22 protein-coding genes and 1 pseudogene are annotated in these 25,258 nt (G+C 63.9%); 17 read left to right on the top strand and 6 right to left on the bottom strand.

What is annotated here, in order from left to right:
• Positions 1-44: 44 nt before the first annotated feature.
• Positions 45-788 carry an SDR family NAD(P)-dependent oxidoreductase gene (locus NLN62_RS01430; protein ID WP_027526033.1) on the bottom strand — a complete coding sequence of 248 codons (744 nt, stop codon included), beginning with the start codon at positions 786-788 and terminating at the stop codon, positions 45-47.
• Positions 789-926: 138 nt separating this feature from the next.
• Here NLN62_RS01430 and NLN62_RS01425 point away from each other — a divergent pair, with 138 nt between their 5' ends.
• From NLN62_RS01425 to NLN62_RS01410, 5 genes and pseudogenes are all read left to right on the top strand, one after another.
• Positions 927-1,697, top strand: a complete 771-nt coding sequence (locus tag NLN62_RS01425) for a methyltransferase domain-containing protein (RefSeq protein WP_027526032.1) — start codon at positions 927-929, stop codon at positions 1,695-1,697.
• 198 nt (positions 1,698-1,895) lie between these two features.
• Positions 1,896-2,903, top strand: coding sequence for a DctP family TRAP transporter solute-binding subunit (locus tag NLN62_RS01420; RefSeq protein WP_027526031.1), 1,008 nt, complete (start codon positions 1,896-1,898; stop codon positions 2,901-2,903).
• A gap of 92 nt (positions 2,904-2,995) precedes the next feature.
• Positions 2,996-3,514, top strand: a pseudogene (locus tag NLN62_RS53190) (TRAP transporter small permease); the annotation flags it as partial.
• 237 nt (positions 3,515-3,751) lie between these two features.
• Positions 3,752-5,035, top strand: coding sequence for a TRAP transporter large permease subunit (locus NLN62_RS53185; RefSeq protein WP_027526030.1), 1,284 nt, complete (start codon positions 3,752-3,754; stop codon positions 5,033-5,035).
• Between the two features lie 112 nt (positions 5,036-5,147).
• Positions 5,148-7,079 carry an alkyl/aryl-sulfatase gene (locus tag NLN62_RS01410; RefSeq protein ID WP_254107091.1) on the top strand — a complete coding sequence of 644 codons (1,932 nt, stop codon included), beginning with the start codon at positions 5,148-5,150 and terminating at the stop codon, positions 7,077-7,079.
• 143 nt (positions 7,080-7,222) lie between these two features.
• Here NLN62_RS01410 and NLN62_RS01405 read toward each other — a convergent pair whose 3' ends face one another.
• Positions 7,223-8,293 carry a glycosyltransferase family 4 protein gene (locus tag NLN62_RS01405; protein ID WP_027526028.1) on the bottom strand — a complete coding sequence of 357 codons (1,071 nt, stop codon included), beginning with the start codon at positions 8,291-8,293 and terminating at the stop codon, positions 7,223-7,225.
• 308 nt (positions 8,294-8,601) lie between these two features.
• On the opposite strand from NLN62_RS01405, the gene NLN62_RS01400 reads away from it, so the two are divergent.
• The 4 genes from NLN62_RS01400 to NLN62_RS01385 all read left to right on the top strand — a co-directional run bounded on the left by NLN62_RS01400 (position 8,602) and on the right by NLN62_RS01385 (position 14,488).
• A complete protein-coding gene (locus NLN62_RS01400) occupies positions 8,602-10,365 on the top strand; it encodes an ABC transporter ATP-binding protein (RefSeq protein ID WP_027526027.1) in 1,764 nt (587 codons plus the stop codon).
• A gap of 71 nt (positions 10,366-10,436) precedes the next feature.
• Positions 10,437-12,641, top strand: a complete 2,205-nt coding sequence (locus NLN62_RS01395) for an amylo-alpha-1,6-glucosidase (protein WP_254107090.1) — start codon at positions 10,437-10,439, stop codon at positions 12,639-12,641.
• A 23-nt stretch (positions 12,642-12,664) separates the two neighbouring features.
• Positions 12,665-13,177 (top strand): PRC-barrel domain-containing protein, encoded by a 513-nt coding sequence (locus NLN62_RS01390; RefSeq protein ID WP_027526025.1) that lies wholly within the window; start codon positions 12,665-12,667, stop codon positions 13,175-13,177.
• Between the two features lie 21 nt (positions 13,178-13,198).
• Complete coding sequence (locus NLN62_RS01385) at positions 13,199-14,488, top strand: MFS transporter (protein WP_254107089.1); 1,290 nt, start codon at positions 13,199-13,201, stop codon at positions 14,486-14,488.
• 67 nt (positions 14,489-14,555) lie between these two features.
• On the opposite strand, the gene NLN62_RS01380 is transcribed toward NLN62_RS01385, so the two are convergent.
• The 4 genes from NLN62_RS01380 to fixL form a co-directional block, all read right to left on the bottom strand.
• Positions 14,556-15,245 (bottom strand): helix-turn-helix domain-containing protein, encoded by a 690-nt coding sequence (locus NLN62_RS01380; protein WP_027526023.1) that lies wholly within the window; start codon positions 15,243-15,245, stop codon positions 14,556-14,558.
• Between the two features lie 117 nt (positions 15,246-15,362).
• The gene (locus NLN62_RS01375; protein ID WP_254107088.1) at positions 15,363-15,785 is read right to left on the bottom strand and encodes a response regulator; all 423 of its coding nucleotides are present in this window, start codon (positions 15,783-15,785) and stop codon (positions 15,363-15,365) included.
• Between the two features lie 60 nt (positions 15,786-15,845).
• Positions 15,846-16,463: a response regulator FixJ gene (gene fixJ, locus NLN62_RS01370; protein ID WP_027526021.1), complete on the bottom strand. Its 618-nt coding sequence runs from the start codon at positions 16,461-16,463 to the stop codon at positions 15,846-15,848.
• 3 nt (positions 16,464-16,466) lie between these two features.
• On the bottom strand, positions 16,467-17,981 hold the full coding sequence (fixL, locus tag NLN62_RS01365) for a sensor protein FixL (RefSeq protein WP_027526020.1): 1,515 nt from the start codon (positions 17,979-17,981) through the stop codon (positions 16,467-16,469).
• Positions 17,982-18,194: 213 nt separating this feature from the next.
• Here fixL and NLN62_RS01360 point away from each other — a divergent pair, with 213 nt between their 5' ends.
• From NLN62_RS01360 to NLN62_RS01325, 8 genes are all read left to right on the top strand, one after another.
• Entirely contained in the window at positions 18,195-19,028 is an 834-nt protein-coding gene (locus NLN62_RS01360) for a universal stress protein (protein WP_027526019.1), read from the top strand.
• Between the two features lie 35 nt (positions 19,029-19,063).
• Positions 19,064-19,489 carry an HPP family protein gene (locus NLN62_RS01355; RefSeq protein WP_027526018.1) on the top strand — a complete coding sequence of 142 codons (426 nt, stop codon included), beginning with the start codon at positions 19,064-19,066 and terminating at the stop codon, positions 19,487-19,489.
• A 215-nt stretch (positions 19,490-19,704) separates the two neighbouring features.
• A complete protein-coding gene (gene ccoN, locus NLN62_RS01350; RefSeq protein ID WP_027526017.1) occupies positions 19,705-21,354 on the top strand; it encodes a cytochrome-c oxidase, cbb3-type subunit I in 1,650 nt (549 codons plus the stop codon).
• Positions 21,355-21,365: 11 nt separating this feature from the next.
• Positions 21,366-22,100, top strand: a complete 735-nt coding sequence (ccoO, locus tag NLN62_RS01345; protein WP_027526016.1) for a cytochrome-c oxidase, cbb3-type subunit II — start codon at positions 21,366-21,368, stop codon at positions 22,098-22,100.
• Between the two features lie 13 nt (positions 22,101-22,113).
• On the top strand, positions 22,114-22,278 hold the full coding sequence (locus tag NLN62_RS01340) for a cbb3-type cytochrome c oxidase subunit 3 (protein ID WP_254096654.1): 165 nt from the start codon (positions 22,114-22,116) through the stop codon (positions 22,276-22,278).
• Positions 22,279-22,284: 6 nt separating this feature from the next.
• Positions 22,285-23,157 (top strand): cytochrome-c oxidase, cbb3-type subunit III, encoded by an 873-nt coding sequence (ccoP, locus tag NLN62_RS01335; protein WP_027526014.1) that lies wholly within the window; start codon positions 22,285-22,287, stop codon positions 23,155-23,157.
• 113 nt (positions 23,158-23,270) lie between these two features.
• Entirely contained in the window at positions 23,271-24,731 is a 1,461-nt protein-coding gene (gene ccoG, locus NLN62_RS01330; protein ID WP_027526013.1) for a cytochrome c oxidase accessory protein CcoG, read from the top strand.
• Between the two features lie 21 nt (positions 24,732-24,752).
• Positions 24,753-25,247: a FixH family protein gene (locus tag NLN62_RS01325; RefSeq protein ID WP_035663965.1), complete on the top strand. Its 495-nt coding sequence runs from the start codon at positions 24,753-24,755 to the stop codon at positions 25,245-25,247.
• The last annotated feature ends 11 nt before the right edge of the window (positions 25,248-25,258 follow it).

Raw genomic sequence — 25,258 nt, 5'->3', positions numbered from 1 at the left:
GCTGCTGTCGGGCTCCGAAGCAAGCCCCTAGGGCCGGCCCCGCCTCAGAACTGATACCGCCGCAACCCGCCATCGACCGGGATCACCGTGCCCGTGATGTAGCGCGCAACCGGTGAGGCCAGGAATACGGCGAGGGCGGCGAGGTCCTCCGGCTCGCCCCAATAGCCGACCGGGATTTCTTCCTCGGCAAAGCGCTCGCGATAATCGGGTGCATAATTGCGACGGATCTGCTCGCTCATGATGCGGCCGGGCGGGATGCAGTTGATGGTGATGCCGTGCTTGCCGATCTCGCGTGACAGGCCCTTGGCCCAGGCGTGCACGGCGGCCTTGGCGGCGAAGGCGGCGTTGAGCCCTTCCGGCTCGGACTTGCCGGTGATGTTGATGATGCGGCCCCAGTTGCGCTCCATCATCTGCGGCAAGAGCGCATGCGCGATGCGGCGGTAGCTGGTGAAATTCAGCGCGATCGCCTCGTCCCATTTGCTGTCGGGCGCATCGACCGGCAGCGGACGGCTGCCGCCGGCATTGTTGACAAGGATGTCGACATGGCCGAACTCCCCGAGCGCAAAGGCCGCCAGCCGCTCGGCGGCGTCCGCCGCCATCACATCCTGCTCGAACGGCGTGATCAGTCCCGCGCCTGTCTCCTGCACGAGTTGGTCGAGCAGGTCCTTGCGCCGCGCCACCGCCACCACGCGCACACCCTCAGTGGCAAGCCCCTTGGCGATGGCGCGACCGATGCCGATGCTCGCTCCGGTGACGACTGCGGTTTTCGACTTGAGCCCGAGGTCCATGGTCACACGCTCTCTTGTTTGCTTTTGTTGTGTTTGCTGATCGTTTCCAACCCGTCCCGGGAGCGATTTGCCCGACCGGGACGAGCAGTGGTAACGAAGAGCGACAGTGAAGGAAACACGAAAAACAGGTTCGCGAAGATGGTGTGGGATCCGCAGCAATATCTGAAATTCTCCGGCCACCGCTTGAGACCGGCGGTTGATCTGTTGATGCGGATTCCGGATTTTGCCATCTCTGATATTGCCGATCTCGGCGCCGGTGCCGGCAACGTCACGAAACTGATCAAGGAGCGCTGGCCGAAGGCTGCCGTCACCGGTGTCGAGGGTTCGGCCGAGATGGTCGCCGCAGGCCGCAAGGCGGCGCCGGAGGTGGAATGGTCACATGAGGATCTCGGCCATTGGCGCCCGGCGAAGCAATATGACCTGATCTATTCCAATGCCGCACTGCACTGGCTGCCCAATCATGCGGCACTCTTCCCCGCGGTGATGGAGAAGGTCTCGCCGGGCGGCATGCTGGCGGTGCAGATGCCGCGCAATTTCACCGCGCCGTCCCATGTTCTGATCGGCGAGACCGCTCTTGACGGACCGTGGCGGGCCAAGGTCGAGCATCTCGTCACCCCGCCGCCGGTCGAGGGGCCGGCCTTCTATCACGATCTTCTTGCGCCCCTGTCGCAGAACATCGACATCTGGGAGACCGAATATCTCCAGGTCCTGGAAGGCGACAATCCTGTGAAGGAGTGGACCAAGGGCACTTGGCTGACGCGCTATCTCGACGTCTTGCAGGGCGAGGAGAAGGCTGCCTTCGAGGCCGCCTATGGGATGCGCGTCGCCAAGGCCTACCCGAAGAACGCGGCGGGGCAGACGCTGTTCCCGTTCCGGCGGCTGTTCATGGTCGCCCAGCGCAAGGGTTAACTTCGTTCGCTGATGCGACATAAGCGCTCGCCCGTCGGGGCTGGAGCGGGCGCAAACTTGCGTATACAAAAGCCGTCAAGGCGATTTGGCTGCGGCAAGTTGGGCTTAGGTCTAGTTGTTCGCCTGGTGGTTTGCTGCCACTAAAGAGACCGGAAAAACCAAAAAGAACCGGTTTCAGAGGTTGTTGGGAGGTACTTAATGCGCAAACTGCTGCTTGCGGCCGCTATGGCTGCGCTCGTCTCCACGTTCACATTGGCCCCTGCCGCGGCCCAGAGCCCGATCGTCATCAAGTTCAGCCACGTCGTCGCCAACGATACGCCCAAGGGCAAGGGCGCGCTCAAGTTCAAGGAGCTCGCAGAGAAATACACCGACGGCAAGGTCAAGATCGAGGTCTATCCGAACTCCTCGCTCTACAAGGACAAGGAGGAGATCGAGGCGCTCCAGCTTGGTTCCGTACAGATGCTCGCGCCCTCGACCGCGAAATTCGCGCCGCTCGGGGTGAAGGAGTTCGAGGCGCTCGACCTGCCCTGGCTGTTCAAGGACGACGAGACCTACGCCGCCGCCATGAAGGGTACCATCGGCAAGTGGCTGTTCCAGAAACTGGAGGCAAAGGGAATCACGGGTCTCGCCTACTGGGACAACGGCTTCCACATGGTGTCCTCCAACCGTCCGCTGATGAAGCCCGCCGACTTCCAGGGGCTGAAGTTCCGCATCTCCGGCTCGAAAATCGCCGACCAGTATTTCCGCCTCGTCGGCTCGATCCCGCAGATCATGGCGTTCTCCGAAGTCTATCAGGCCTTGCAGACCGGCGTCGTCGACGGCTGCGAGAACACGGCGTCGAACTACCTGACGCAGAAGTTCTACGAGGTGCAGAAGGACATCACCGTGTCCTATCATGCGCATCTGCAATATGCCGTGATCGTCAATTCGAAGTTCTGGTCCGGCCTGCCGCCGGATATCCGTGCCCAGCTCGAGAAGGCGATGGCGGAGGCGACCGACTACACCAACTCGATCGCGCGCCAGGAGAACGAGGACGCGCTCGCCGAGATCAAGAAGTCGGGCAAGACCACGCTGCATTATCTCTCCGATGCCGACCGCAAGGCATGGCAGGAAGCGATGCAGCCGACGTATAAATGGGCCAAGGGCCGGGTCGGGCAGGAGGTGCTCGATCTCGTCGCCAAGGAACTCGACGTCAAGATGAACTGACGCGGCCTGGCGTAGAACAACAACAAGAACGGTCGGGAGTGAACGCACTCCCGGCCGTTTCGGTCTGAGAGGGGGGACTTGATTTGCTACGCGTGCTAAATCGTGCGCTCGATCACCTTGAGGAATGGCTGATCGCGACGCTCATTGCGGCTGCAACGGGCCTGATCTTCATCGCCGTGCTGCATCGTTACGGCGCCGGCGAGTCGATCGCGCTCTCCAGATGGGCCACGGCGCACGGTCTGACCTGGCTCGCGGCGTTGTCGAAGGCTGCATTCACCTTCCTGTCCGAGCTCGACCTGTCATGGGCGCAGGAGCTCTGCATCTACATGTTCATCTGGATGGCGAAGTTCGGCGCGGCCTATGGCGTGCGCACCGGCATCCATGTCGGCGTCGACCTGCTCGTCAACCGCCTGCCCGAACATTCCCGCAAGCACGTGATCCTGTTCGCGCTGCTCTGCGGCGCGATCTTCACCGGCATGATCGCGGCCTTCGGCGCCTCCTTCGTCGGCGAGATGTTCCACACCGGACAGCAGTCGAACGATCTGGAAGCGCCGATGTGGATCGTCTATCTGGCGATCCCGCTCGGCTCCGGCCTGATGTGCTTCCGCTTCCTCCAGGTCGCCTGGTTCTATTTCTGGACCGGCGAGCTGCCGCATCACGACGAGACCCATGTCGAGGGCGTGCAGGCCGACGCTTCGCCCGCGCTGCATCCGCAGCCGGCGGGTGCCGCGACAAAGGCAGCTGCGCGAAAAATCTCGCCGCTCGGCCTAATCCTGATTCTGGCGCCGATCCTGATCTTCGCGCTGTGCCTTGCCGAAAAGTCCGGCGTCATCGTGCTGCCGCACTGGATGCGCGCCGCGACCGTGTTTGCGCTGCTGATCGCGCTGATGCTTACGGGCATCCCGGTCTCGATCGCGCTCGGCCTCACCGTGATGACGTTCCTGTTCACGCTGACGACGGTGCCGATCGAGGCGGTCTCGATGAAGCTCTTCACGGGCATCGAGAGTTTTGAGATCATGGCGATCCCGTTCTTCATCCTGGCGGGAAATTTCCTGACCCATGGCGGCGTGGCGCGGCGCATGATCAATTTCGCGACCTCGCTGATCGGCCACTGGCACGGCGGCCTCGGTCTTGCCGGCATCGTCGCCTGCGCGATGTTCGCGCTGGTGTGCGGCTCGAGCGTCGCCACGGTGGCCGCGATCGGCGCCATCGTGCTGCCCGAGATGGTCCGCCACGGCTATCCCATGCGCTTCGGTGCCGGCATCATCACGGTCGCCGGCTCGCTCGGCATCCTGATGCTGCCTTCGATTCCGAAGATCGTTTACGCGGTCTCGACCAACACCTCGATCGGCGCGCTGTTCGTTGCCGGCCTTTTGCCCGGCATGATGCTGACCACGATGCTGTGCATCGTCACCTGGTGGCTCGCGAAGAAGCGCGACTATCCGCGCCTGCCCAAAGCGAGCTGGGGCGAGACGGTGCGCACGTTCCGCGAGAGCATCTGGGGATTGATGCTGGTCGTCATCATCATCGGCGGCATCTATAGCGGCCTGTTCACCGCGACTGAGGCGGCCGCGATGGCGGCGGTCTATTCCTTCTTCATCTCGGTGTTCGTCTACAAGGCGATCGGGATGAAGGACGTGCCGCGCGTGCTGCTCCGCGCCGCCAACACCAGCGCGATGCTGCTCTACATCGTCACCAATGCGGTGCTGTTTTCCTTCGTGCTCTCCAACGAGAACCTGCCGGCAACGCTCGCCGACTGGATCGCGGCGCAAAATCTCGGCTGGGTCGGTTTCCTCCTGGTCGTCAACGTGCTGTTGCTGCTCGCCGGCAATTTCATGGAGCCGAACTCGATCATCCTGATCATGGCGCCGATCCTCGCGCCGGCGGCGAAAAAGCTCGGCATCGACCTCGTGCATTTCGGCATCGTCATCGACGTCAACATGGAGGTCGGCCTCTGCCATCCGCCTGTAGGGTTGAATCTCTACGTTGCTTCGATGATCGCGCGAATGCGCATCACCGAGCTCGCGGTGGCCGTCATGCCGTGGCTGCTCACGATGCTCGCCTTCCTGGTCGTCGTGACCTACTGGCCCGAGTTGACGCTGTTCCTGCCGAGACTGCTCGGGATGCACTAGGATCAGGCTTCGCATACGTAGCGACCGGCCTTGCCGGTCGCGCGGGCTGTTGGAACCGGCGCGCGAATGCGCTTAGATGGCGCCCCACCAGATCAGGAAGGGAGCCGGTCCGATGGCCGAGGTCGCCAGCAGCGAGCCGAAAGATGCAATGTCGTCCGTCGTCGCGCAGCACGAGGCGATGCTGAGCGCATTGCCGTTTTCCGACACGCGGGATTTCGAGGATGCTGCCCGCGGCTTCCTCGGCACGATCGAGAACGCCAGAATCAATCATCCGCAAGGCCGGACGGTCTGGAGCCTCGAGCCCTATGGCTTCCTGTCGGCCGAGCAGACGCCGCCGACCGTCAATCCGAGCCTGTGGCGACAGTCGCGCCTCAACATGCATCACGGCCTGTTCGAGGTGGTGCCCGGTGTCTACCAGGTGCGCGGGCTCGACATCGCCAACATGACGCTGATCGAAGGCGACAGCGGCGTTATCGTGGTCGACACCTTGACCTCGATCGAGGGCGCCCGCGCCGCGCTCGATCTCTATTTCAGGCATCGCGGCCTACGGCCGGTTGCGGCCGTCATCTTCACCCACACCCATACCGATCACTGGGGCGGTGTGCGCGGCGTTCTGGAGGAGGACGCGCTCGCCACGGATCGCGTGCCGATCATCGCGCCCAACCTGTTCATGGAGCACGCGGTCTCCGAGAACATCATCGCGGGACCGGCGATGCTGCGCCGCGCGCAGTATCAGTTCGGCCCGTTCCTCGCCAAGGGGCCGCGCGGCCAGGTCGATTGCGGTCTCGGCAAGTCGATGGCGGCCGGTTCGGTTGCGTTGCTGCGTCCGACCGACCTGATCATGGCGACCGGCGACACGCGGGTGATCGACGGCGTCGAATTCGAATTCCAGATGGCGCCGAACAGCGAGGCGCCGGCCGAGATGCACTTCTTCATCCCGCGCTACAAGATTTTGAACTTAGCCGAGAACTGCACGCATAATTTCCACAATCTGCTGCCGTTCCGCGGCGCCGACGTGCGCGATGCGCTGGCGTGGTCGAAATACCTGAACGAAGCGCTGGCTCTATGGGGCGGCAAAGCAGAGGCGATGTGCGGCCAGCATCACTGGCCGGTGTGGGGGCGCGAGCGCATCGACACCATGATCCGCCAGCAGCGCGACCTCTATAAATTCGCGCATGACCAGACCATCCGCCTGATGAATCATGGTCTGACCGCCAGCGAAATCGCCGAGACCATCCAACTGCCGAAGAGTCTCGAAGGCGCCTGGCACGGCCGCGGTTACTACGGCCATATCCGTCACAATGTGAAGGCGATCTATCAGAAATATCTCGGCTGGTACGATGCGAACCCCGTCAATCTCGATCCGCTGCCGCCGGTCGAATCCGGCAAGAAGTACGTCGAGTATATGGGTGGTGCGGACGCGATCCTCGCACGGGCGCGCAAGGATTTTGACAAGGGTGAATTTCGCTTCGTGGCGCAGGCGCTGAGCCATCTCGTCTTCGCCGAGCCGGATCATGTGGCGGCGCGTAGCCTGCTCGCCGACACGTTGGAGCAGCTCGGCTATGCCGCCGAAAGCGCGACCTGGCGCAACGCCTATCTGTTCGGTGCACAGGAATTGCGCCAGGGCATGCCGAAGACGCCGCCGCGCCCGCCGATGCCGCGAGAGACGCTGGCCGCGCTTCGCACCTCGCAGCTCTGGGACGTGCTTGGTATCCGTCTCAACGGCCCGAAGGCGGAGGGCAAGCACATCGTGCTGAACTGGAGCTTTTCCGACACCGGCGAGACCTTCGTGCTCAACCTGGAGAATTCAGCGCTCACTTACACCGAAAGCGCACAGGCGGAGAAAGCCGACGCCAGCTTCACGCTCGCCCGCGCCACGCTCGACGAGGTGATCGCCAAGCTCACGACCTTCCCGGAGGCGGTTGCCGCCGGCAAGATCAAGCTGTCGGGCAACGCGCTGCGCCTTGCCGAGCTGATGGCCCTGATGGACGAATTCCCGCGCATGTTCGAGATCGTCGAGCCGAAGCGGGCGGTGGTGACGTAGCGGCCACACTTTCGGTGTCATCGCCCGCCTTGTGCGCAATTGCGCACTGGGGCGGGCGATCCAGTATTCCAGAGGCAGTGCGAGGATACGGAGAGGACGCGGCGTACTGGATTCCCGCTTTCGCGGGGAATGACGACACACCGCTACTCCGCGCTGCTCACCAGCTTGATCTTCGGTGCGGTCGCCTCCATCAGGCCGCGATACGCCGCGAGATAATCCAGCGCCATGCGTCTTGCGGTGAAGCGCGTTTCGAACTGCTTGCGGATCGCCGTGCGGCTCAGCTGCGACAGGCGGCCGACGGCCGCGACCGCGCTGATCTCGTCCTCGACGACGAACCCGGTCAGTCCCTCGTCGATGATTTCCGGCGCCGAGCCGCGGTTGAAGGCGATCACCGGCGTGCCGCAGGCCATGGCTTCGATCATCACCAGCCCGAACGGCTCGGGCCAGTCGATCGGCAGCAGAAGGCCGAGCGCCCCGCTCAAAAATTCCGATTTCTCGTTGTCGCTGATCTCGCCGATATAGTCGACCAGCGGATTGTTCTCGATCAGCGGCCGGATCAGCTCGTCGTAATAATCCTGATCGGCGCGATCGACCTTGGCCGCGATCTTCAGCGGAATGCCGCAGCGCGTTGCGATGCTGATGGCCCGATCGACGCCCTTTTCCGGCGCGATGCGGCCGAGCACCGCGAGATAATCCTGCTTCGCAGGGACAGGCGTCAGCAGATTCTCGGGCAGGCCATGATGGATGGTGCGCACCCAATTGGCCTGCGGCACCGGCCGACGCTGCGCGTTCGAGATCGAGATGACCGGGATTTCAGAGAACGTATTAAACACCGGCTGGTGCTCGGGCAGGTCGAGCCGGCCGTGCAGCGTCGTCAGGAACGGCGTCGGCTGGCGATAGAACAGCGACCACGGATAGTAATCGAGGTGGAAGTGGAGGAAGTCGAATTCCTCGTCGTCGCATTTCTGCCGCACCCGCTCCAGCATCACCATGTGCAGAGCGTTGGGATCGCGCACCGCGCCGTCGAGGCGCAGCGCCTTCGGCCACATTGCGTCGAGCTTGCCCGAGGTATGCGAGTCGCCACTGGCGAACAGGGTCACATCGTGTCCGAGCGCCACCAGTTCCTCCGTCAACCAATGCACCACCCGTTCGGTGCCGCCATAAAGCTTGGGTGGAACAGCCTCCGTCAACGGAGCTACCTGCGCGATGCGCATCTCACCATCTCCTTGTCGCGATCATGAAAGTTGAACCCCAGCTCACTTCGGCACCGGCAAATGCCAGCCATGGGAACGTTCCCGCATCTGCGAAGTTCCCACCGGTGAAGGTTACTTATTCGACACGTCCGCAATGCGGCGTGACTCGTCCGCAATCTGGTCTTGATGATGTCACGACTGTTTCTCAGTCCGTCCGCATCGTCATGTCGTGATCGCATTGCAAGGGAACCGGAACGAACCGGTCGATGTTCACTCAGCCAGTGCTGCGCAGGCACGACTGACAATTCTGATGACGGGGTGGCAGCTACATGGATCAACTATCGGGCTACGCGAGGCGGCCGTTTGCCTTTGTTTTGCGCTATCTTCGCCGGCGGCTCGCGTCGCACCTGGTGATCCTGACCGCCGTGGTCGCGGCCGTTGCCTGCTCCGTGGGAACGCAATACGGCGTCAAATCGCTGGTCGACAGCCTTTCCGCGGGCGCCTCCCATAGCGGAGGCGTATGGCTGTCATTCGTTTTACTCATGTCGCTGATCACCGCCGACAACTTCCTTTGGCGTATCGCAAGTTGGACAGCGAGCTTCACCTTTGTTGGCGTGACGGGCGATCTTCGTCGCGACATCTTCCGCCATCTGACGGGCCATGCGCCCAGCTACTTCTCGGATCGCATGCCGGGCATGCTGACAAGTCGTATCACCGCGACCTCCAACGCCGTGTTCACGGTCGAGAACATGTTCGTCTGGAATGTCTTGCCGCCGTGCATTGCCACAGTTGCGGCAATCCTGCTGATTGGAACCGTGAGTCCTTATATGGCAGCCGGACTGATCGTGATTGCCGGCGGCATGGTAATCGCGATGTTCCACCTCGCGGCGGCCGGAAAGCCGCTGCATGACGATTTCGCCGACAAGGCTGCCGTCGTGGACGGCGAGATGATCGACGTCATCAGCAACATGCCATTGGTACGGGCGTTCTGCGGCATCACACACGAACATCAGCGCTTCGATGCAACCGTGAACCGGGAACTCACCGCGCGCGGCCGCAGCCTGCGCTACCTCGAAAAGCTGCGCCTGACCCACGCCGCGGTGACCGTCGTCCTCACGATCGCACTGCTCGCCTGGGCGATCACACTCTGGCAGAAGGGTGAGGCAACCACCGGCGACGTCGTGCTGGTCTGCACTCTCGGGCTCTCGATTCTCAATGCGACGCGCGACCTTGCCGTCGCGCTGGTCGACGTCACCCAGCACGTCGCGCGGCTGACGGAGGCGATCGCAACGCTTCTGGTACCGCATGAACTGCGCGACCACCCCGAAGCTGAGCCGCTGGTCAAGCGCGGCGCCGCAATTGCCTTCAACAACGTGACGTTCGGCTATCCCGGAGCTTCGAAGATCTTCGAGCGCTTCAGCCTGCGGCTGCAACCTGGCCAGCGCGTCGGCCTGGTCGGGCAGTCCGGAGGCGGCAAGTCGACGTTGTTCACGCTGTTGCAGCGGTTCTACGATGTCGATGACGGCAGCATCACCGTCGATGGCCAGGATATCGCGCGGGTGACACAGCAGAGCCTGCGCGAGGCGATTTCCGTGGTGCCGCAGGACATTTCGTTGTTTCATCGATCGGTTCGCGAGAACATCCGCTACGGCCGACCCAATGCGACCGACGACGAGGTGTTGCGCGCGGCGATCGCGGCGCGCTGCGATTTCGTCGAGAGCATGCCCGAAGGGCTCGACACCATGGTCGGCGACCGCGGCGTAAAGCTCTCCGGCGGCCAGCGCCAGCGCATCGCGATTGCGCGCGCCTTCCTGAAGGACGCGCCGATCCTGCTGCTCGACGAGGCCACCGCAGCGCTTGACAGCGAGGCGGAGGAGGCGATCCGCGAGGCTCTGTCGCGCCTGATGCGTGGCCGCACTGTAGTTGCGATCGCGCACCGGTTGGCAACTTTGCGCAATTTCGACCGCGTTGTGGTGCTGAAGGCCGGCAAGATCATCGAGGACGGATCGCCCGACCGCCTGATGCAGAACCACGGACCTTACCGTGAGCTGGTGACGCAGGAGATGAACCGGCTCTCGAAGTTCGCCGCGTAAGTTGTCAGTCGCGTCCAGGTCGTCGCGTTCAGGTCGATTGCGTTTTGGATAACGGCGCAGGGGAATAGCGCATGTCAGCCGAAGTCGTCACCCAGTTCGTCGCGGCATCGCGAACCGTGGAAGTGGTGGAGGAGCAGCCGTTCTACATTCCCATGACGGGACCTGCGGCGAGGCCGCGGCGTTCGCTCAAGCACGACGACACCTTCATCGTGCTCGACAGCCACGGCGATATCGGCGCCTCCGCCGGTGGTCCGGACGGCCTGTTCAACTGCGATACGCGCTATCTTGCGCGGCTTGAGCTCGTGCTCGACGATCTTCAGCCGTTGCTGCTCGGCTCGAACTTGCGGGACGACAACTCGGCCCTGACCGTCGATCTGACCAATCCCGATATCTACCGCAATGGCCGCATCATCCTCCAGAAGGACTTGCTGCACATTGTGCGCACCGTGTTCCTGTGGCGCGGCACGGCGTATCAGCGCATCGGCCTGCAGAACCATGGTGACCGGCCGGCGAGCTTCGATCTGACGCTGCTGTTCGACAGCGACTTCGCCGATTTGTTCGAGGTGCGCGGCGAGAAGCGGCCGCGGCGGGGGACCGGCGCCAGCAAATTGCTCGGCCCGACCGACGTCCTGTTCGAATATCGCGGCCTCGATGACGAGCAGCGCACGACCGGGCTACATTTCGATCCAAGGCCAACCCGGCTCTCGGTCAATGCCGCCACCTGGCAGCTCGAGCTCGAGCCGCATCATACGAAGTCGTTGTTCGTGGCGGTGTCCTGCAACCGGCCGCAAACGCTCAAGCCGGTGCGCTTCTTTCCAGCCATGCTCGCGCATCGCCGCGAGATGCGTTCCTGTACGGCGGGGACGACCAGTATCGAGACCTCCAACAACATCTTCAACGAGGTGCTGTGCCAGGCGATGGCCGACCTCAACATGCTGATGACGGATACGCCGCAAGGCCGCTATCCCTATGCCGGCATTCCCTGGTACTCGACGACGTTCGGCCGCGACGGCCTTATCACGGCCTTGCAGATGCTGTGGATCGATCCGCGGGTTGCCAGGGGAGTGCTTCGGCGGCTTGCGCACTTCCAGGCCAAGGCCACTGATCCGCTCGCCGACGCGGAGCCCGGCAAGATCCTGCATGAGATGCGCGGCGGCGAGATGGCGGCGCTGCGCGAGGTGCCGTTCGCGCAATATTACGGCAGCGTCGATTCCACGGCGCTGTTCGTGCTGCTCGCCGGCCGCTATTTCGAGCGCACGGGCGATGTCGAAACGCTGCTGGAATTGTGGCCCGCGATCGAGGCCGCGCTGACCTGGATCGATGGCCCCGGCGATCCCGACCATGACGGCTTCGTCGAATATCAGCGCGCCTCGGAACAAGGCCTCGCCAACCAGGGCTGGAAAGACTCCTATGATGCTATCTTCCATGCCGACGGCACCCTCGCGGAAGGCTACATCGCCCTCGCCGAGGTGCAGGGCTACGTCTTTGCCGCCAAACAGCTCGCCGCGCGCTGCGCCTTGCGCCTGGGCAAGCCGGACAAGGTGAGGAAGCTCGAGGCTGAGGCAAAGGCGCTCGCCGCGCGTTTCGAGGAGGCGTTCTGGTGCGAGGAGCTCGGCACCTACGCGCTCGCGCTCGACGGCGCCAAGCGTCCCTGCAAGGTGCGGACGTCGAATGCGGGCCAGCTTCTGTTCAGCGGCATGATCAGAGAGGACCGCGCGCGCAAGGTTGCCGCCGACCTGATGCGGCCGCATTTCTTCTCCGGCTGGGGCATCCGCACCGTGGCGCTCGGCGAAATGCGCTACAATCCGATGTCCTATCATGACGGCTCGATCTGGCCGCACGACAATGCGCTGATCGCGCTCGGGCTCGCGCGCTACAGCCTGAAGCATTCGGTCGCGCATGTCTTCAAGGGCCTGTTCGAGGCCGCGACCTATATGGATCTTCGGCGGCTGCCGGAATTGTTCTGCGGCTTCCGGCGCGAGAAGCGCCGCGGTCCGACGCTCTATCCGGTCGCCTGCGCGCCGCAGGCCTGGGCCAGCGCGACGCCGTTTACGCTGCTGGAAGCGGCGCTCGGCATCGAGTTCGACGTCGCGCGCAGCGAGATCCGTCTGCGCAACCCGCATCTGCCAGCGTTCCTGAACGAGGTGGTGCTGCGCGACCTGCAACTGGGCCCGTCGAGCGTCGATTTGCGGATCCGCCGCCACGGCGGCGATGTCGCGCTCGAGGTGCTGCGAACGCGCGGCCAGATCCAGGTATCGATCGTGCTGGCGCATTAGCGCAATCAGCCGGAGGACGTCGCATGCGCGCCATGATGCGGTTGATGCTGGTCGCAATAATCGCGGGAGGCATCGCGCCCGCCGTGTCGTACGCGGCAGAGGAGCCGCCTGCGACGCAAGCCGAGCCGAACGCGCCGCCGTCGCCGACGCCGGCCGTGCCGGTGGTGCCGAAGGACGCACCACCGCCGCCGTCGGTCACCATCATCGGGGCCAGCGACGCGCATGGCGTGCTCGGTCGCGACGTGCGCAGCGCCGCCGATGAGGACATGGGACGCATCGTCGACGTCGTCGTCGATCGCACCGGCAAGGTGCGTGCGGCGGTGATTGATTTCGGCGGCTTCCTTGGCGTCGGCAGCCGCAAGATCGTGGTCGACTGGAACGCGCTACACTTCGGCAAGATCGCCAACAAGAAAGACAGCATCAGCCTGGAGCTGACCAAGGCGCAGGTCGCGGCTGCGCCGGAGTACAAGGAGGACACACCGATCGTCGTGCTGGGTGCCTCCGGCACCCTGCAACCGCTGCAGTTCATTCCGTAAGGAAGGGAGGGCAGACTGCCGGTGCGCTTGTCCAGGAAGCCGAGCCATCCGAGCGATGATCAACGTGGCCGAGCTGAGAGCCGCAACGCTGTCCCTGCGCCTGCGCAACCGGTCCCGTCGAAGCAAAGCCTGCGGGCGCTGGACTGGTTCATCTTCTTCCTGGCCGACGTGCAGACCGGCTTCGGCCCGTTCATCGCGGTCTATCTGACGACGCAGAAATGGACGCAGGTCGAGATCGGCCTCGTGCTGTCGATTGGCGGCATCGTCGGCCTGATCGGCCAGATGCCGGGCGGCGCGATCATCGATGCTGCGAAATCCGAGCGGCTGGTCGCGGGGCTGGCGATCGCGACCATCGGCTGCTGCGCGCTCGCTTATGCGGCGATGCCGATCTTCCCGGTCGTGGTGACGGCGGCCACCCTGCACGCCGCCGCGAGCTGCGTATTGGGGCCTGCGATCGCTGCGATCAGCCTCGGCCTCGTCGGCCCGTTCGCGATCGGCGAACGGCTCGGCCGCAACGCGCGCTTCGCTTCACTCGGCAATGGCGTCGCCGCTGCAGTGATGGGCACCGCCGGTTATCTGCTGTCGAGCCGCTCGGTGTTCCTGGTCACTTTCCTGCTCGCGATCCCGACCCTGATCGCCTTGTCGCGGATCCGCGAGGAGGAGGTCGACGTGGCGCGCGCACACGGCGCGATGCCGCGCGAAGCCACCGAGGCCGCGGACACGAATGTGTGGCACCTGCTGAGGCAGCGGCCGCTGTTGATCTTCGCCTGCAGCGTGTTGCTGTTACAGCTCGCGAACGCGGCGATGCTGCCCTTGATGGCGAGCGTGGTGACGACGCGGTCGAGCCAGTGGGCGACCGTCCTGATCGCGGGCTGCATCATCGTGCCGCAGGCGATCGTTGCGCTGATGTCGCCGTCGGTCGGGCGCAAGGCGCAGGCCTGGGGCAGGCGGCCGCTCCTGCTGATCGGATTTGGCGCGCTCGCGATTCGCGGCCTGTTGTTCGCGACCGTCCGCGATCCCTATCTCTTGGTGCTGGTGCAGGTGTTCGATGGCATCACGGCCGCGGTGTTCGCGGTGATGATTCCGCTGATCGTTGCCGACGTCGCCTTCGGCAGCGGCCATTTCAATCTTGCGCAGGGAGTCGTGGGAACCGCGACCGGCATCGGTGCGTCGCTGAGCACCGTGCTCGGCGGCTTTATCAGCGACAGGTTCGGCAGCAGCACCGCCTTCGTCGGACTCGCCTGCGTCGCGGCAGTCGGGCTCGTCCTGATTTTCTTGGTGATGCCGGAGACACGGCGCAGGGCGCGTTGAGCATAAGAAAAAGGCCGGCCGAAACGGATTCGGCCGGCCAGTTGGGAAGATGGCAGGGAGGAAGAAGTCAGGCGTCGAGATTGTGCAGGCGCTGACGGTTGCGCAGCACGATCTGACGGGCACCCGAGAAGCCCAGGATGCCCTGGGAATGGAGCTGCGACAGCGCGCGCGACACGGTCTCCAGCGTCAGGCCGAGATAGTCGCCGATGTCGCGGCGGCACATCGGCAAGGCCATCATGCCGGCAACAGCAAGCCGGCGGTCCATTTCGAGCAGGAAGGTCGCAACCCGCTCCATCGCGGTCTTGCGGCCAAGCAGCAGCATGTGGTCCTCGGCGTGGCGCAGCTCGCCCGCGGTCATCGCCCAGAGCTTGCGGGCGACCTGCACGTCGGTGCCGGCGGCCTTCTCGAGGCTGGAGCGCTTCACGAGGCGCACGGTGGTGTCGATGATGGCCTCGGCGGCCAGACGATGTGTGGCGCCGGATTCGAGGCCGAACACGTCGCTGGGGAGATGGAAGGCGCCGATCTGGCGGCGGCCGTCGGAGAGGAGCTTGTAGCTGCGCACCGCGCCGGAGACGACCTGGTACACGTATTCTGCAGGCTCGTCCTCGCCGTAGATCTCCTCGTCCTTGCGGTAGGAAAACTCGGTGGCGACAAGACCGACATGGCCGGTGATGGCGCCGAACTGATCGGAAACGTGATGGGCGGCGGGGGCGATCTTGCTGCCGTGAACCTGGGTGTTGAGCGACTGGGTGAGCATGTTGGCCATCTCCATTTCAGATGGCAGATGGTTACCGCGGGTCACGGGGCGTGAAAATTTCGAGCGATATCTTAAGGAGGTGTACCTACGTAGATTCCCGTAGGTCAGCCCTCGAGGTCAGCTTTTGGGCTTGCCCTGGATGGCGCCACGGATGCGCTTGATGAGATTCTCGTCGAGAAGCGGCTTCAAGATCACGTCCTTGATCCCGACCGCGGCGGCCCGGGTCGAAATATTCTCGTCCGGATAGCCCGTGATCAGGATCACGGGCGTGTCGCCCTCCGACTTGCGCAAGCGCCTGGCGAGCTCGACACCGTTGATATCGGGCATCTTGTAGTCGATCACGTAGCAGTCCGCGCCAGGAGAGTTCGGGGCATTCAGCAATGCCGTGGCATTCCTGAAGGTCCGCACGGCGAAGCCGTCCGTTTCCAGCAGGAATCGCAGTGATCCCAGGACGGCATCGTCGTCGTCGACCACATAGACGGTAGGCTTGAGTGGGGACGACATCGGATGCCGCTCATGATGCAGGCTGATCTCGGTCATGGCAGCCTTGCTAGCACGCGGCGAGGGGACGGACTTGACATGCCTCAAGTCGAAGCCGCCTCAATCCTTGAGCATGCCGGCGCGCATCGCCAGCCGCACCAGCTCCGACAGGCTGCCCGCCTGCATCTTGGTCATGACGTTCGCCCGATACACTTCGATGGTGCGCGGGCTGATGTCGTATTCGCGGGCAATCAGCTTGTTGGAGAGGCCCGCGATCAACCCTTCCATGACCTGGCGCTCACGCGGGCTGAGCGAGGCCACACGCGCGGCGATATCCTGCGTGATCGCCTCGCTCTTGGCAGCAGGCTCGGCCTGGTGGATCGCGGCTTCGATCATCGCGGTCAGGCGATCGTCATCGAACGGCTTTTCGAGGAAATCGACGGCGCCAAGCTTCATGGCTTCGACCGCCAGCGGAACGTCGCCATGACCGGTCATGATCAGGATCGGGAATGGGCTTTGCGTGGCCTTCATACGCTTCAAGAGCTCGATCCCGTCAAGCCCGGGCATGCGCACGTCGGAGACCACGCAGCCGAAGGAGAGGCCCGGCAGCGCATCGAGGAAGCTCTGCGCCGTCTCGAACAATCGGACACTGAAGCCGGACGAATCCAGCAGGAAGTTCAGCGAATCCCGCATCGCCTCGTCGTCGTCGATGACGTAGACATGTCCTTTGGTGGTCATTGATCAGTTCTCGTCGGCTGCCGGCAAGGTGAAACGAAACGTCGCGCCGCCCGATGCGTTGCTCGCGGCCCACATGCGGCCGCCGTGAGCCTCGATGATCGAGCGACTGATGGAGAGTCCCACGCCCATGCCGGTCTCCTTGGTCGTGAAGAAGGTCTGGAACAGGTTCGGTATCACGTCGTCGTGGAAGCCGGATCCCGTATCGGCGACCTCGACTTCGATCATGTCGTCGGCCACCTCGGTGTTGGTCACGACGAGCTCGCGCCGTGGCGATTGCGCCATGGCCTCCAGCGCGTTGCGGAACAGGTTGACCAGCACCTGCTGGATCTGCACGCGGTCGGCCAGCACGAGGTCGGCTTCCGAATTGAGGTTGAAGCGGAGCTGGACGTTCTGCTCGCGCGCGCCGGCAAGGCCGAGGGCGCCGGCTTCTTCGATCAGCTTGGAGAGGCTCTCGACCCGCTTCTCGGATTCGCCGCGCGAGACGAAATCGCGCAGGCGGCGGATGATCTGGCCGGCGCGCAGCGCCTGCTCGGCGGCGCGGTCCATCGCGTTCTCGATCTTTTCGATGTTCGGATCGCTGCTGCCCGCCAGCAGCCGGCGCGAACCCTTCATATAGTTGCTGATGGCCGCCAGCGGCTGGTTGAGCTCGTGTGCGAGCGCCGAGGCCATCTCGCCCATCGCGCTCAGGCGCGAGACATGGACGAGCTCGGACTGCAATTCCTGGAGCCGCGCCTGGGTGTGCTGGTGCTCGGTCATGTCGCGGACGAAGCCGGTGAAATAGGGCTCGCCGCCGGATTGCATCTCGCCGATCGACAGGTGCATCGGAAACGTCGTGCCGTCGCGCCGCTTGCCGGTGACGATGCGGCCGATGCCGATGATGTGGGGATCGCGCGTGGTGCGATAGCGGGCGATATAGCTGTCGTGGCGGGAGCGGTCGGGCTCGGGCATCAGGATGCTGACGTTCTGGCCGATCGCCTCATGCTCCAAATAGCCGAACAGGCGCTCGGCGGCCGTGCTGAACAGCTGGATGATGCCATGGCCGTCGATGACGATCATGGCATCGGGGATCGTGTGCAGGATCGAGCGGAGATGAGTCTCGCGCGTGCGCAGCGCCTCCTCGACCTGCTTCTCCTCGTCGATGTCGAGGAAGATCCCGCTGAGATGGCGTGCGCTACCGGCTTCGTCCCGGATCAGGCCGGCGCGGGCCCTGATCCATTGCCCTCTGCCGGAATCGGCGATTCGGAACGACACGTCGAATCCGCCGCCGCGCTCGGCGACGCGCCTGATCGCAGCTTCGACCCGCTCGCGGTCTCTCGGCTCGAGGCGCGACAGGAAGATCTCGTAGGTGACCGGCTGGTCGCGGCCGACGCCGAACATGGCCCCGGCCGCATCCGACCACTCGAATTCCTGCGTCTTGAGGTCGAGGTCCCAGGTGCCGACGCCGAATCCCTCGATCCGGACCCGGAAATGTTCGCCCCGACCGTCATCTGCCGGATGAGTTACGCGGGTCGGGCTCAATTTTCTTCCATCCTGTCGTGGGTCCGGGGGGCGCGGTTCCGGCTGCAATTTCGCGCATGGCCGCCCCGGAGGCAAGTTCGGCGATCGGCTACCTCGCGACAGGTTGAACGGTCCAGCCGCGGTCCGAACCGTCTGCGGGCTTGATCTATCTCATCCCGCGCCCGCCGCGGCACGCCTAGCATGGCCAACATCGGCAGGTTCGGGAGACATGGAATGACATACGCGACCGTCATGGTCAGCCTGGCGCTTGGTCAGCCCAACGAGGCGAGGCTTCAGGTCGCGGGCGAGCTCGCGGAGCGCTTCGAGGCGGCGATCGTCGGCGTTGCTGCGGCGCAGTTCGCGCCGCCGCTCTATTTCACCGACGGCGCCGAGGCCCAGCGTCTGATCGACCGGGGCGAGACCTCGGTCCGGCAGCGCCTTGCGGAGCTGGAGGGGCAATTCCGTGCCGCAACCAGGAATCGCGGCGGGCACGTCGAGTGGCGCGGCGCGGTCGATTTCCCGGCGCGTTACGCGCTGCAGCAGGCGCGTTGTGCCGACATCATCGTCAGCGGCGGGCAAAGCCCGGCCTTCTCGGACGCCTTCTCGCTTGCGAGCCCCAAGGATCTGGTGATGCAGGCCGGCCGTCCGCTGCTGGTCGTGCCCGACAGTTTCAACTGGCTCGATCTGCGCAGCGTGCTGGTGGCCTGGAAGGATACGCCGGAGGCGCGGCGGGCGGTCGTCGACTCACTGCCGCTGCTGCGCAAGGCTAGGGAGGTCACGATCGTCGCTGTTCCGGAGCCGGATGACGATCGCCCGGCGGTGCTGGCCTCCGTCACCGACGTCGTTTCGTGGCTCGCCCGCCATGGCATCACGGCCACCGCCCGGGTGTCGGAAGCGGGCCGGAACGAAACCGCGGCTGACCATTTCGATCAGTTGGCTGCCGACGTCGGAGCCGGCCTGATCGTCGCCGGCGCTTACGGCCATTCAAGGTTCCGCGAATTGGTCCTTGGCGGCGTCACGCAATATCTGCTCACCCAATCAACCCGTTGCGTGCTGCTGTCGCACTAACATCGGTTGACTGAAAGACAATCAGAGGACGCGCCGTGTACAGATTCCTTGAACAGACCACCGACGGCTACATGACGCGCAACGTCAAGACGGTTGTGCGCGACCTCAACATGCTCGAGCTCAGCGAGATGTTCGAGCGCGACGACTTCAACGGCTATCCGGTCGAGGAGGACGGGCAGGTCGTCGGCATCGTCACCAAGTTCGACATCCTGAAATGCTTCGCGTTCACGCCGAGCCAGATGGTGCCGCGCTATCTCGACCTGATGAATCGCAAGGTCGGCGACGTCATGACGCCGGAATTCATTTACGTTCACCCCGATACGCGGTTGACCCGCGTGCTCCAGCTCATGGTCGAGCATCGGATTCGGAGCATCATCGTGCTCGACGGAACGCAGAAGCTCGTCGGCATCATTGCGCGGGAGAACGTCATCACCGCGCTCAAGGCGACCTCGCGCGACTAGCACTTCGGCTGGATCATTTTTGCGACATCCGGGCTCCGTGAATTTGCCGGAGGCGCGGTCCGTCGTGCGCGCGAAAAACCCACGTAAGCGGCTGATATTGCTTCGCGATGTCCTGTCGATCGGGGCCGCCGGAAATCCGACTATCTTGATTTCAATCAATTCCCCGCGAGTGTGAATATGGTTTCTGGCTGCGTGTTCTTTCAGAGAGAATCCGCATGAGCCAGCCCTCCATTTCCAAATCCATGACCATCGGTGAAAGCGGCCTGGCGGTAGTGTTCGCAGTCACCGCCTTCCTCTGCGTGGTCGCGGCAGCCAAGGCGCTCGACGCGCCCTTCGCCTTCCATGCATCGCTGAGCGCTGCGGCGAGCATCGCGGCGGTCTTCGTCATTCTCAACCGCTACTTCGAGCGCCCGGCGGCGCTGCCGCCTGCGGAGATCAACGGCCGGCCCAACTACAATATGGGGCCGATCAAGTTCTCCGCCTTCATGTCGATGTTCTGGGGCATCGCCGGCTTCCTGGTCGGCCTGATCATCGCCTCGCAGCTCGCCTGGCCAGCGCTCAACTTCGATCTGCCCTGGACGAGTTTTGGCCGCCTGCGTCCGCTGCACACCTCGGCGGTGATCTTCGCGTTCGGCGGCAACGTGCTGATCGCATCCTCTTTCTACGTCGTGCAGAAGTCCTGCCGTGTCCGGCTTGCCGGTGAACTCGCGCCCTGGTTCGTCGTCGTCGGCTACAACTTCTTCATCCTCGTCGCCGGCACCGGCTATCTGCTCGGGGTTACCCAGTCCAAGGAATATGCCGAGCCGGAATGGTATGCGGACCTCTGGCTGACCATCGTCTGGGTAGTCTACCTGCTTGTCTTCCTCATCACGGTGATTAAGCGCAAGGAACCGCACATCTTCGTCGCGAACTGGTTCTATCTCGCCTTCATCGTGACCATTGCCGTCCTGCATCTCGGCAATAATCCCGCGCTTCCCGTCTCGGTGTTCGGCTCCAAGTCCTACGTCGCCTGGGCTGGCGTGCAGGATGCGATGTTCCAGTGGTGGTACGGCCACAACGCTGTCGGCTTCTTCCTGACGGCCGGCTTCCTTGCCATCATGTACTATTTCATCCCCAAGCGCGCCGAGCGGCCGGTCTATTCCTACCGGCTGTCGATCATCCACTTCTGGTCGCTGATCTTCCTCTACATCTGGGCCGGCCCGCACCATCTGCACTACACCGCGCTGCCGGACTGGACGCAGACGCTCGGCATGACCTTCTCGGTGATGCTGTGGATGCCGTCCTGGGGCGGCATGATCAACGGCCTGATGACGCTGTCGGGCGCCTGGGACAAGCTGCGCACCGATCCCGTGCTGCGCATGCTCGTGGTCTCCGTCGCCTTCTACGGCATGTCGACCTTCGAAGGCCCGATGATGTCGATCAAGGTCGTCAACTCGCTCAGCCACTACACTGACTGGACCATCGGCCACGTGCATTCCGGCGCGCTCGGCTGGGTGGGCTTCGTCTCCTTCGGCGCGCTGTATTGCCTCGTGCCGTGGGCCTGGAACCGCAAGGGCCTCTACAGCCTCAAGCTCGTCAACTGGCACTTCTGGATCGCGACGCTTGGCATCGTCCTCTACATCTCGGCGATGTGGGTGTCCGGCATCCTCCAGGGCCTGATGTGGCGCGCCTACACCTCGCTCGGCTTCCTCGAATATTCCTTCATCGAGACCGTCGAGGCGATGCATCCCTTCTACGTCATCCGTGCGGCCGGCGGAGGGCTGTTCCTGATCGGCGCGCTGATCATGGCCTACAATCTCTGGATGACCGTGCGCGTCGGCGAGGCGGAAGTGCAGATGCCCGTCGCTCTTCAGCCGGCGGAATGAGGAGCTCAGCAATGTCGTTCTGGTCACGCCACCAAATCTTCGAAAAGAACTCGATCATTCTGGTCGTCGGCATCCTGCTGGTGATCTCGATCGGCGGTCTCGTCGAAATCGCGCCGCTGTTCTACCTCAAGAGCACCATCGAGGTGGTCGACGGGGTCAGGCCCTATACGCCGCTCGAGCTCGCCGGCCGCAACATCTACGTCCGCGAGGGCTGCTATCTCTGCCACTCGCAGATGATCCGTCCCTTGCGCGACGAGGTCGAGCGCTACGGTCACTTTTCGCTCGCTGCCGAGAGCATGTACGACCACCCGTTCCAGTGGGGCTCCAAGCGTACCGGTCCGGATCTTGCCCGCGTCGGCGCCAAATATTCCGACGACTGGCACGTGACCCATCTGACCAACCCGCGCGCCATCGTGCCGCAGTCGGTGATGCCGGGCTATCCGTTCCTGGCCGAGAATGAAGTCGATCCCGCCACGATTGCCGATCACATGCGGACGCTCAAGGCCGTCGGCGTGCCCTACAGCGACGACCAGATCGCCAATGCGGCCAATGACCTGAAGGCGCAGGCCGATCCGGACAATGCCGGCAGCGATGCCTTCACCAAGCGCTACGCCAAGGCGGTGGTGCGCAACTTCGACGGCAAGCCGGGCACGCCGACCGAGATGGACGCGCTGATCGCCTACCTCCAGATGCTCGGCACGCTCGTCGACTTCAAGCTCTACAACGAGAAAGCCAATCTCCGCTGAGAAGGCATGAACGATGAAAGCAATTCTGACAGTCCATAACCTTGCGTCCGATCTCGTGACGACGATCTGGACGCCGGTCTTCGTCGCGATCTTTCTCGCGATCGTCGCCTACGCATTCTGGCCGCGCAACAAGGCCGCTTTCGACGAAGCGGCGCGACTGCCGTTGCGCGAGGAGTAAGGGATCATGACCGACCACGGTGAATTCGACAGCGTCTCCGGCAAGACTACGACCGGACACGAATGGGACGGTATCAAGGAGCTGAATACGCCCTTGCCGCGCTGGTGGCTGGTGACGTTCTACCTCACCATCGTCTGGGCGATCGGCTACTGGATCGTCTATCCGGCCTGGCCGCTCATCACAACCAATACGCCCGGTTTGTTCGGCTATTCGACGCGCGCCAACCTCGCAGTGGAACTCGCCAACCTCGAGGCGGCCCGCGGCGAGAAGATGGCGGCGCTGGCTGCCACCCCGCTCGCCGACATCGAAAAGGATCCGGCGCTGCTGGCGCTGGCGCGTGCCAAGGGCAGGGTCGTATTCGGCGACAATTGCGCGCCATGCCACGGCAGCGGTGCCGCCGGCGCAAAGGGCTTCCCGAACCTCAATGACGACGACTGGCTGTGGGGCGGCACGCTCGACCAGATCATGCAGACCATCCAGTATGGCGCGCGGTCCGGCCATGCCAAGACCCATGAGGGCCAGATGCTCGCCTTCGGCAAGGACGGCGTGCTGAAGCCCGACGAGATCGTCACGGTCGCCAACTACGTCCGTTCGCTCTCGGGCCTGCCGACCCGGCAGGGCTTTGATGCCGCCAAGGGCGAAAAGATCTTCACTGAGAACTGCGTCGCCTGCCATGGCGACGGCGGCAAGGGCAATCAGGACATGGGCGCGCCCAACCTGACCGACAAGATCTGGCTCTACGGCTCGGACGAGGCGACCCTGATCGAGACCATCAGCCAGGGCCGCTCCGGTGTCATGCCGGCGTGGGAGGGACGGCTTGATCCGGCCACCCTCAAGGCGATGGCGGTCTACGTCCACTCGCTCGGCGGCGGCAAGTAAGCGAAGGCTGCTTATGCAATCGAGGGGGCGGGGAAACCCGCCCCCTTGAGCTGGATCAACTGCACGGTCGGAGTTCGATCTAGGTTCAATCGTACCCGCTAACGGACCCAGCGATGAACAAGGCCGTGAACGAGCTCAAACTGGAAGATGATTACGGGCCGCTCTACGCGTCCCGCAAGAAAGTCTACCCCCAAAGCGTCTCGGGCACGTTCCGCCGGACCAAATGGGGGCTGATGGCCTTCTGCCTCGGCGTCTACTATCTTCTGCCGTTCGTGCGCTGGAACCGTGGCCTGGGCGCCCCCAGCCAGGCGGTGCTGATCGATCTGCCCAACAGCCGCTTCTATTTCTTCTTCATCGAGCTGTGGCCGCAGGAGGTCTATTACTTCACCGGCCTGTTGATCGTCGCTGCGGTGGCGCTGTTCCTGATGAACTCCATCGGCGGCCGCATCTGGTGCGGCTATCTCTGTCCGCAGACGGTCTGGACCGACCTGTTCTACGCCGTCGAGCGCCTGATCGAGGGTGATCGGCGTGAGCGCATGAAGAAGGACGCCTCGTCCGACCCGATGAAGCTCGAGCGCATCTCCGAGATCGTGCTCAAGCATTCGATCTGGCTCCTGATCGCCTGGTGGACCGGTGGCGCCTGGGTGCTCTACTTCAATGATGCGCCGACGCTGGTGAAGGAGCTCGTCACCTTCCAGGGGCCGATGATCGCCTATATCTGGATCTGCATCCTCACCGCGACGACCTATCTGCTCGCCGGCTACATGCGCGAGCAGGTCTGCACCTATATGTGCCCGTGGCCGCGTATCCAGGCCGCGCTCACCGACGAATGGGCGCTCAACGTCACCTACCGCTACGACCGCGGCGAGAAGCGCACGTCGGTCAAGAAGGCCGCCGAGCTGCGCGCGCTCGGCGAGCAGGTCGGCGACTGCATCGATTGCTACCAGTGCGTCGCGGTCTGCCCGACCGGCATCGACATCCGCAACGGGCCGCAGATGGAATGCATCCAGTGCGGCCTGTGCATCGATGCCTGCGATACCGTGATGGCCAAGATCGGTCGGCCAACCCGTCTGATCGCCTATGACAACGACATCAACATCCAGCGCCGCCAGGAAGGCAAGCCGCCGATCTATCGTATCGTGCGGCCCCGCACCATCGTCTACAGCGCGATCATCGCGGTCATCGGCGGCATCATGCTCTATGCGCTGCTGACCCGCAGCCTGCTCGACGTCAACGTGCTGCACGACCGCAACCCGATCGCCGTCAAGCTGAGCGACGGTTCGATCCGCAACGCCTACACGGTACGGCTGCTCAACAAGCGCGGTTTCGACCGCGTCATCGCGATCGATGTCGAGGGGCCGGTGAATGCGACGGTCCACGTCGTCGGCGTCGATTCCGTGACGCCGGACCGGCCGATGGTCGTGATCGGTCGCGACCAGACCGCGGAATTGCGGCTGCTCGTGACGGCGCCGGCCGAACTCAATCCGGAGAAATCGATCCCGGTCCATTTCCACGTCACCGATATCGGGCTCGGCGAGGTCGCCTCCGCCACCGACAATTTCGTCGCGCCCTGAGAGCATCGTTTGGAGTTCGCCATGGCATCCGCCGCACCGAAGCCCCTGACCGGCACCACGGTCCTCATCATTCTGGTTGCGTTTTTCGGCGTCGTGATCGGCGTCAACGTCACCATGATGAAGCTTGCGATCGCGACGCTTCCCGGCACCGACGTCGACAGTCCCTATGCGGCCGGTCTCACCTACGAAAAGGAGATCGCGGCGGCGCGGGGGCAGGCGGAGCGGAAGTGGCAGGTCGACGCGAAGATCCAGCGCAGCGCCGATGGCGGCGCGACGGTGCGGATCGAGGCCCGTGACGCCACCGGCCGGCCGGTCACCGGCCTGAAATTCTCAGGACGGCTGGAGCGGCCCACCGACAAGCGCGCGGACTTGTCCGTCGATCTCGCCGAGATCGGTATCGGGGTCTATGGCGGCAACGCGGCGGCCGTGGCGCCCGGCCAGTGGGATCTCGTGCTCGAGGGCGATGCGCGCGGCGAGCGCATGTTCATGTCGCGCAATCGCGTGATCCTGAACTGAAGGAATTCCTC

Source organism: Bradyrhizobium sp. CCGUVB23 (genome assembly GCF_024199885.1).
Lineage (GTDB): Bacteria > Pseudomonadota > Alphaproteobacteria > Rhizobiales > Xanthobacteraceae > Bradyrhizobium.
The sequence above is the reverse complement of the archived record's forward strand: the minus strand, read 5'-3'. Positions and strand labels throughout refer to the sequence as shown.